This window comes from Devosia sp. (assembly GCF_034675085.1).
Taxonomy (GTDB): domain Bacteria; phylum Pseudomonadota; class Alphaproteobacteria; order Rhizobiales; family Devosiaceae; genus Devosia.
Genome location: NZ_JAUCDN010000473.1, coordinates 1 through 1706, shown reverse-complemented (window position 1 = coordinate 1706; position 1706 = coordinate 1). Strand labels below are relative to the sequence as shown.

The window sequence follows — 1706 nt, the reverse complement described above, 5'->3', positions numbered from 1 at the left end:
TCCGGGCGTCGGCAATGCCCAGCATTTCCACACCGCCGGCCTGCGCTTTCCCTATAACAACATGTATTACGTGCTCGAAGCGGGCGGCAACGAATTCTATGAGAAGCGCTGAATTGCGCTATTTGCGCGCCCCGGTGCGCAGCACATAGCCGATGACCACGGCCACCGCCTCGTAAAGCTCAAGCGGAATGGTATCGTCCAGTTCCACCCCGCTCAGCGCCTCGGCCAGCACCGGATTGGCCTCGATCACCACGCCGTTTTCCTCGGCCAGCGCCACGATGCGCTCGGCCACCAGCCCCCTGCCCTTGGCGACGACGCGCGGCGCCTCGCGCGACCCCTTCTCATAGCTCAGCGCCACGGCAAGGGCGCGCGGTTTGCTGTCCTCGCTCATCGCCGCGCATCCACGAAATGGCCCGAGGGGGCGGGAGTGGGAGTGGGTGGCTCGCCATGGCGCACCACGAGAGCGCCGGGCGTCAGGCCGGCTTCGGCCAGGGCTTGGCGCAGCTCATCCAGCCCTGCTTCCAGCGCCTGTGCGGTTTCGGGCACGGCGGCCCAGAGCATGACGCCGGTGGCTCCGGCGCGCAGCGAGACCTGCGCGCCCACCTCGCCCAGCCCGATCAGATTGATGGCGAAGCGCAATTGCCAGCCCCGGTCAGCGGGATTTTCGCCCTCGGCCTGGGGCGCGTCACGGTGGATCTGGATGTGGAGCAGCGCCGATTGCCCGCCGGCCAGCACTGGCAGGTCGACGCTCCATTCGGTGCCCCGGCTCGCCTGTTCGGGCAAGGAGGCATGCTGGTGCAGCCGCAGCCGGGCCAGCGCCGATTCCGTGCGCTCCAGCACCTGCCGCCCCACCGCTTCCGGCCCCGCCTCGATATCGAGCGGCGGCGGCTCGGCCAGCCGCGCGCGCGGCACGCTGCCCCGCAGCGGCGGCGGAATTTGCGCCACGGGCGTCAGCGGCGCCTGCTGGCCCAGCCAGGCGCCCAGTGTCTGGCGCAGTCCCAAAAGCGCGCTTTTCATGTCGGCCTGCGGCAGCGGCGCCTTTCCTCGCGCCAGCGCGGCCTCCTGAAAAAGCCCCGATCCGCGAAGCGACGTTTGCAGCGCCGCGCCGTCGAATTTCGGCCCGTCCACGGCCATTTGATGGCCCAGAACCTGCTGGGCGGCCCGCAGCACCGGCTCGGGCAGCGCCACCCGCCCCACAAGGGCGGTGAGCGCCGAGGTCAGCGCCACCACGCTGCCCTGACGCGGCACCGCCGCCTGCACCATCTGCGCCAAAGCCGCCTGCGGCGAAACCGGTGGCGGCGGCGCGGGCGGAGCCTGCGGCGGGGTGGGGAGCGGCTGGCTGGTGGCCGAACCGCTGGCCATGGCGGCATTGACCGGCCGCGTGCCGTCGGTGGTCAGGACAGGCGCCGGCGCGGGGGGCGCACTCGCCGTCGCCCCCGCCAGCGCCGCCACCGGCGGCGGCGTGACGCTGGCGGCCGATAAGGCGGTTGCCGCCGGTTGGGGATAAGTGGGCACGCCGGGGGCATTGACCGGCATGGGGGCCGCTGCCACAGGTGTGGGCGCGGTCGAGGGCACCGCAGCGGCGGTAGGGGCGCCCGATGGCGGTGCCGGCCCCACCACACGGCCATCGAGCATCTGCCCGGCCTGAAGGGCCCAGGCCTGAGATCGGAAGAGCGTCGTGTAGGGAAAGAGTGTTTACGAGGGTG

2 protein-coding genes and 1 pseudogene are annotated in these 1706 nt (G+C 71.7%); 1 reads left to right on the top strand and 2 read right to left on the bottom strand.

What is annotated here, in order from left to right:
- Positions 1 to 109: pseudogene (locus VDP82_RS17860) on the top strand (cell wall hydrolase); the annotation flags it as partial.
- A gap of 9 nt (positions 110 to 118) precedes the next feature.
- On the opposite strand, the gene VDP82_RS17855 reads toward VDP82_RS17860, so the two are convergent.
- Entirely contained in the window at positions 119 to 391 is a 273-nt protein-coding gene (locus tag VDP82_RS17855) for an EscU/YscU/HrcU family type III secretion system export apparatus switch protein (RefSeq protein WP_323016161.1), read from the bottom strand.
- Entirely contained in the window at positions 388 to 1635 is a 1248-nt protein-coding gene (locus VDP82_RS17850; RefSeq protein ID WP_323016160.1) for a flagellar hook-length control protein FliK, read from the bottom strand. Before VDP82_RS17850 ends, VDP82_RS17855 begins: the two co-directional genes overlap by 4 nt.
- Positions 1636 to 1706: the final 71 nt, after the last annotated feature.